5 protein-coding genes are annotated in these 6,876 nt (G+C 56.9%); 3 read left to right on the forward strand and 2 right to left on the reverse strand.

From position 1 onward, the window contains the following. The coding region (locus V6D20_12835) for a rhodanese-like domain-containing protein (GenBank protein ID HEY9816667.1) at positions 1-528 on the forward strand (528 nt) is incomplete at its 5' end. A 248-nt stretch (positions 529-776) separates the two neighbouring features. Then, the gene (locus V6D20_12840; protein HEY9816668.1) at positions 777-1,964 is read left to right on the forward strand and encodes a hypothetical protein; all 1,188 of its coding nucleotides are present in this window, start codon (positions 777-779) and stop codon (positions 1,962-1,964) included. Between the two features lie 72 nt (positions 1,965-2,036). Here the strand turns inward: V6D20_12840 and V6D20_12845 are convergent, their stop codons facing one another. Further along, positions 2,037-2,570: an AAA family ATPase gene (locus V6D20_12845; GenBank protein HEY9816669.1), complete on the reverse strand. Its 534-nt coding sequence runs from the start codon at positions 2,568-2,570 to the stop codon at positions 2,037-2,039. 162 nt (positions 2,571-2,732) lie between these two features. Here V6D20_12845 and mfd point away from each other — a divergent pair, with 162 nt between their 5' ends. After that, positions 2,733-6,227: a transcription-repair coupling factor gene (gene mfd / locus V6D20_12850; GenBank protein HEY9816670.1), complete on the forward strand. Its 3,495-nt coding sequence runs from the start codon at positions 2,733-2,735 to the stop codon at positions 6,225-6,227. 169 nt (positions 6,228-6,396) lie between these two features. On the opposite strand, the gene V6D20_12855 is transcribed toward mfd, so the two are convergent. After that, a partial coding sequence (locus V6D20_12855) for a DMT family transporter (protein ID HEY9816671.1) occupies positions 6,397-6,876 on the reverse strand: 480 nt, incomplete at its 5' end.

Here is a 6,876-nt window from a genome sequence, read left to right on the forward strand (position 1 = left end):
ACTATCAAGATTATTTTGGGCAAAGGTACGACTCTAAGCGGTCGCCTGTTGCTGTACAACTCTCTTGATATGACCTTCCGCGAACTGAAGCTGCGCCCCAACCCGGTGCGTCCGGTGATCGACGGCTTGATCGATTACGAAATGTTCTGTGGTATTCCCCAGGCTAAGGCAGAGGAGGCTAAGCAGCAAATGGCGATTCCTGAAATGACGGTGCAGGAGCTTAAGGCGCTGCTGGATAGCGGTGCAGATGATTTTGTGCTGCTGGATGTGCGCAATCCCAATGAGTACGACATTGCCCAGATTCCGGGATCGGTGCTGGTGCCGCTGCCGGATATCGAAAATGGCGATGGCATTGCCAAGGTGAAAGAGGTGCTCAACGGACATCGCCTGATTGCCCACTGCAAGATGGGCGGGCGATCGGCCAAGGCGCTGGCGATCCTGAAGGAATCTGGCATTGAGGGTACCAATGTGAAGGGCGGTATTCAGGCTTGGAGCCGAGAAGTGGATGCATCCGTGCCGGAATATTAAGCATTCCTGGGACTGAGTTTTGCCATGGGTGTCGTGGGACTGGCTCTCCATCGCTGCTGCTCGGGCTGACGTTGGCATATTAATCCTGTTCGGCACTTTATCCTCAAGGGGGAGGTGGGTCATCTGCCTCCCCCTTGTCGTTGGGTTGAACCGTTGTCTGTTGGATTCCCCCGAGCTTGCGGTTAGATTAGGAAAACGAATCCCGTTGTTTCCCTTCCAAGTCCTTTCTAAATACGTCTGAGAAAGCCATGACCTCTGCTGCCCCCGCCCCGACAATTCTCTGGCGACAAGTGATTACCCTGGCGACGGTTCAGGCGATCATTTCCTTGATGTGGGTGATCTATGGAGCCTACATGCCTGATTTGTTCGCCCAAATGGGCTTGCCGGGGGAGGCGATCGCGCTTTTGTTTATGGTAGAAAGTGGGATTGCGATCGCTGTCCATCCCATCGCCGGCAGCTTGTCCGATCGCAGTTTGCATTGGCTAGGTACACGCTTTCCGATTATTTCCAGCGGTGTGGTTGCAGCCGCGACGATATTTATCCTGATCCCAGCCTTGGCGATCGCTGGTGGGGCAGCTTTTCGCTGGAGCCTGATTTTTCTGTTGGTGGCCTGGGCGATCGCCATGACCTTGTTCCATAGCCCGATTGTTTCGCTGCTGTTCATCTATTCCAGCGTGCCCCAGTTGCCCTTGGTGGCCAGTTGCCTCATTTTTGCCCAGCAGCTTGTAGGTCTAGCCAAACCCTTGGTAGAGAGGGGGCTGCTGGCCCTGGGCCCCTTGGTGACCTTTTGGGTGGCATCCATGGTGCTCTTGGGAGCGTCCTTTGTGTTGCGACGAATTACCCCGCCGGCGGCACCGGTGGTGCAGATGCGATCGCCGGGGTGGCGGCCGCTGACGTTCATTGGTCTGGCCGGGTTGACCATTGGCTGGGGCACGCGATTGGTGATGGGGAATATTCCTAAATTTGTGCTTAGTCTGCAGCCAGATTTCAATGGCGATCGCTTGATGTTCTTCGTCGCCTTGGGCTTGGCGGCCGCGACGTTGCCTGCGGGCTGGTTGGCGAGGAAAATCGGCAATCGCCCGATCCTCATCCTGGGCTTAGCCACCACGATTATCCTCTCCCTGCTGCTCATGGTGCCGAGTTCAGGACTACGGATTGTTTGCGCAGGATTGCTTCCCCTCAGCCTCAGCAGCATTTTCAACGGAGCCTTTCCCTTTGCCCTCACCCATGTTCCCGGTGAGCGCGCGGGGCTCGGTATCGGCATGTATCTAGCCGGGACAGCGGCGGCCGCTGTGTCGTTTGGTTGGCTGATCCCGACCCCGGAGGCCCTGGCACCAGAGTTCTTGGCAATAGTGGGGGCGATCGCCCTTGGGCTTTGTATTGGCTGTGTGGTGCTCACCCCCGATCCCCCGCCGCCCTTAGCCCAACCGTCTTAATGCGCAGATCATCCTAGGGTCAACTTTTTCTGGGATGGCCCATTCTTGGGATCTGTTTCATGGCCTAGGTTTCTAAGCCTGTACCAGGGGGTGGATGGCTTGAGCGATCGCAGTCTCTGGCAAAAAGGCTGAGTTATCCAACTCTACATCCCACGGTGCTGTGACAGCCGCCGCATAGGCATTAATCTGGCGGAGACGTGCTTCTGACACGGGTAGGTGGATAGCAGCATCCCGCGCTTTTACCCGTTCTAGGCAGGTTTCAAGTGGTGCATAGACGCGTACGAGCACCACCCGAAAGTGTTGCCTAATGGTGGCCATAAGGTCTGAGAAAGTTTGCGCTGTGCCTGTAGATTCAATACAGAGCGTTGGGTGGATCAGCGCTAGTTTGTCCAATTGATCCAAAACTAGCTGAAACCCTTGGTGCTCCATTGCAATGCCGTTCAAGTCTGGTTTTTGACGCAGCAGGTCGAGGAAGATGCTCTCAATGTTGAGAAACTTGATCTTCAGATGCGACTCTAAAGCAGTCCCAATGAATGTTTTACCTGCTCCTTTCGGGCCAACTAGGATGAGTAGCGTACAGGTACGGGTATTAGAGGATGAATACATCGCCATCTGTAAACGTGCATAGGGGGTTTCTACCCTAGCATTCGCTAAGGATGGCAGTGGGGCTGCGATCAAAAGCAGTGGATGGATTTTCCCAACGTCTCTCCCCCTGCCTACAATAATCAGAGAAGCTCATCTCACACATGCACGGACGTTTCCCTGGTTATGGCTTTCTCTTCCATTGTGCGGGCCCTGGGGCGATCGCCCCTCACCCAAGAATTTGTCACTAAACTCCAAAACCATCGCCATCTCTACCTCAACGGTGTAGCGCGATTGCCCAAGGGGTTAGTAGCTTCCGCCCTCGCCCAAGCTCAAAACCAACCGCTTTTGGTGGTCACTGCCACCTTGGAAGACGCCGGCCGCTGGGCGGTGCAGCTTGAGGCCATGGGCTGGCAAACGATGCATTTCTACCCCAGTTCCGAAGCCTCGCCCTACGAACCCTTTGATCCTGAGTCGGAAATGACTTGGGGGCAGCTTCAGGTGTTGGCGGATTTGGTGGGGCTCCAGCATCAGCCCCAGTCGTCTCTAGCTATTGTGGCCACGGAGCGATCGCTTCAGCCTCATCTGCCTCCCAAAGCGGCCTTCGAGCCGTTTTGCGTCACCCTGCAGCAGGGGATGGACATTAACCTTAAGGATCTGAGTGGTCAGCTAGCGCGGCTGGGCTACGAGCGGGTGCCGTTGGTGGAAACGGAGGGGCAGTGGAGCCGTCGGGGAGACATTATCGATGTGTATCCGGTGGCGGCGGAGCTGCCGGTGCGGCTGGAGCTGTTTGGCGATGAGCTGGATAAAATTCGCGAGTTTGACCCTGCCACCCAGCGCTCCCTCGACAGCATTCCCCAACTGGTGTTGACGGTGACCACCTTTGCTCCCATCGTGCTAGAGCAGTTGCGGCAGTTGGGCAGCGATCAGGAGGTGCTGTCGCCCTACCTATCGCCAGATGAGCTGGAGCCGGTGGAAACGGGCCATACCCTGGAAGGGGCGCGCCGGTTTCTGGGGCTGGCCTTCGATCGCCCGGCCTCGCTGCTGGATTACCTGCCGGAGACGACCCTGATTGCCGTGGATGAGCCGGACCAGTGCCGTGCCCATAGCGATCGCTGGCTGGATCATGCCGATGATCATTGGCATGAAATGTTTGGCAACCATGCCGCGCCCCTGCCGAAACAGCATCGCTCGTTTGATGCATCTCTGGAGGCGATCGCTGTGTTTCAGCACATCGATCTCAGTGAAATTGCGGAGGAGGGCCAGGGGGTAAACTTAGCCAGCCGTCCGGTGCCCACCCTGCCCCACCAGTTTGGCAAGCTCGCGGAGGTCTTGCGTCAGGAACGCGATCGCCGCTTTGGCATTTGGCTGGTGTCGGCCCAACCGTCGCGATCGGTGGCATTGCTGCAGGAGCATGACTGTCCGGCCCAGTTTGTCCCCAATCCTCGGGACTACCTGGCCATTGATAAGCTGCAAACCCAGCATATTCCCGTGGCGGTGAAATATTCCGGCTTGGCGGAGCTAGAGGGCTTCATTTTGCCGACCTTCCGTCTGGTGCTAGTCACCGATCGGGAGTTTTTTGGCCAGCATACCCTGGCCACCCCCACCTACATCCGCAAACGCCGCCGCGCCGCCTCGAAGCAGGTGGATCCCAATGCCCTGCAAACCGGTGACTTTGTGGTGCATAAAAACCATGGCGTGGGGCAGTTTCTCAAGCTAGAAAGCCTGAGCATTAATAACGAGATTCGCGAATACCTGGTGCTGCAATATGCCGACGGCCTGCTGCGAGTGGCGGCGGATCAGGTGGGCTCCCTATCGCGCTATCGCAAGGCCGGTGATGCGGCTCCCCAGCTCAATAAAATGAGCGGCAAGGCCTGGGAACGCACTAAGAGCAAGGTGCGCAAGGCGATCAAGAAAGTGGCCGTCGATCTGCTGAAACTCTATGCCCAGCGGGCTGACATGCAGGGTTTCCCCTTTCCTCTCGATATGCCTTGGCAGGAGGAAATGGAGGACTCCTTCCCCTACCAACCTACGACGGATCAGCTCAAGGCCACCCAGGATATTAAGCGGGATATGGAAAGTCCGCGTCCGATGGATCGCCTGGTCTGTGGGGATGTGGGCTTTGGTAAAACCGAGGTGGCCATCCGCGCCATTTTCAAAGCCATTACCGCTGGCAAACAGGTGGCGCTGCTGGCTCCCACAACTATTCTGACTCAACAGCACTACCATACCCTCAAGGAACGGTTCGCCCCCTATCCCATTCAGGTGGGTCTGCTCAACCGCTTTCGCAGTGCTGAAGAACGCAGAGATATTCAACGACGTCTGGCTACGGGAGAACTGGATGTGGTGATTGGGACGCACCAACTGTTGGGTAAGGGCGTCACCTTCCGCGACTTGGGATTATTGGTGGTGGATGAAGAACAGCGGTTTGGGGTGAACCAAAAGGAAAAAATTAAGGCGCTGAAAACCCAGGTGGATGTGCTGACTCTGTCGGCAACGCCCATCCCCCGTACCCTCTACATGGCCCTGTCTGGGGTGCGGGAAATGAGCCTAATTACCACGCCGCCGCCCTCCCGCCGGCCGATTAAGACTCACCTATCGCCCTACAATCCGGAAGTGATGCGTACGGCTATTTGCCAGGAACTGGATCGGGGTGGGCAGATTTTCTACGTGGTGCCTCGGGTGGAGGGCATTGAGGAGGTGGCCGGTCGCCTGCGGGAGATGGTGCCCAGCGCTCGGATTGCGATCGCCCATGGTCAGATGGTGGAAAGCGAACTGGAGGCCACCATGCTGGCCTTTAGTAGCGGCGAAGCAGAAATTCTCGTTTGTACGACCATCATCGAATCGGGCTTAGATATTCCTCGGGTGAATACGATTTTGATTGAAGACGCCCAGCGCTTTGGTCTATCCCAGCTCTACCAGCTTCGCGGCCGGGTGGGGCGGGCGGGCATCCAAGCCCATGCCTGGCTGTTTTACCCCAAGCAGAGTCAGCTTACGGAAACGGCCCGCAAGCGCCTGCGCGCCATTCAGGAATTTACCCAGCTTGGCTCAGGCTACCAATTAGCGGTGCGGGACATGGAAATTCGCGGGGTGGGCAATCTGCTGGGGGCGGAACAGTCGGGGCAGATGGACGCCATTGGGTTTGACCTCTATATGGAGATGCTGGAGGAAGCGATCGCTGAAATTCGCGGTCAAGACATTCCCCAGGTGGACGACACCCAAATTGATCTCAACGTCACGGCCTTTGTCCCCGCCGACTATATTCCCGACCTTGATCAAAAGATGAGCGCCTATCGAGCCGTGGCCGCGGCCCAGTCTCGTCGCGAGCTGACTCAAATTGCCGCTGACTGGAGCGATCGCTATGGCCCTCTCCCCGGTGCCACCCAGCAGTTGATTCGAGTGATGGAGCTCAAGCAAATTGCCAAGGGGCTGGGCTTTTCCCGCATTAAGCCAGAGGGCAAGCAGCATGTGGTGCTGGAAACCCCCATGGAAGAACCGGCCTGGCGACGGCTGCAGGAAAACCTCCCCGACCATTTGCGATCGCGCTTTGTCTACAGCAGCGGCAAGGTGACGGTGCGGGGGCTAGGGGCACTGAAGGCCGAGCAGCAGCTTGAAAATCTGGTCACTTGGCTCTCTAAAATGCAGGGTGCCTTGCCGGAGTTGGCCCTAGTGTCGTCTTAATCCCAGGATCTAATCACTATGACTAAGTGTTTAGTACTCTGAGAGTTTCTAGTACTCTGAAGCGGAAGTAACCCGCCTAGGAGCTAAGGTGGAAACCCTTGTGTGCCCTAGACTTCCTTGTCGTTCTTCTGTCTTCGTTTTTCTATCTTCGTTCTTCTATCTTGCGTTACTAGGGGCGATCGCTCTGTCCCGCCAGTTGACAAAGAAGAGTGGCCGAGAGGATGGCCGCGGCTCCTAGGATGCCCTGAATGCCCAAGCGTTCGTTGATCACCACAAAGGCAAAAATCGATGCCCATACGGGCTCTAGGGTATAGACAATCGAGGCTTGGCTGGCACCTACAAACCGCTGTCCCCAAGTTTGCAGGACGGTGGTGAAGGCGGTGGTAAAAATCCCTAGATACATGAGGGCAGGCCAGGGGAGATTTGGCCAACTGCTGGGCATGAGATACTCAGCTTGCCCTAGGAAGACCCAAAGGAGGGCGATCGCTGTGGTGCCCCAGAGCTGGGCTGCGGTCAGGGTGAGGGCATTAAACGACGGCGTGTGGACTTCGAGCCGCCAAATGTAGAGGGTATAGGACAGGGCAGCGCCCAGTGTCCATAGATCGCCGAGATTGGGTGGGGTGCCGTCGTAGGACAAGAGCCCAACTCC

The organism is Candidatus Obscuribacterales bacterium (assembly GCA_036703605.1).
Classification (GTDB): Bacteria; Cyanobacteriota; Cyanobacteriia; order RECH01; family RECH01; genus RECH01.

What these genes read in the sequence shown, in the direction of transcription:
- mfd (HEY9816670.1), top strand. Translation starts at nt 2,733, where the DNA reads ATGGCTTTCTCTTCCATTGTGCGGGCCCTGGGGCGATCGCCCCTCACC.
- V6D20_12845 (HEY9816669.1), bottom strand. Translation starts at nt 2,570, where the DNA reads ATGTATTCATCCTCTAATACCCGTACCTGTACGCTACTCATCCTAGTT.
- V6D20_12840 (HEY9816668.1), top strand. Translation starts at nt 777, where the DNA reads ATGACCTCTGCTGCCCCCGCCCCGACAATTCTCTGGCGACAAGTGATT.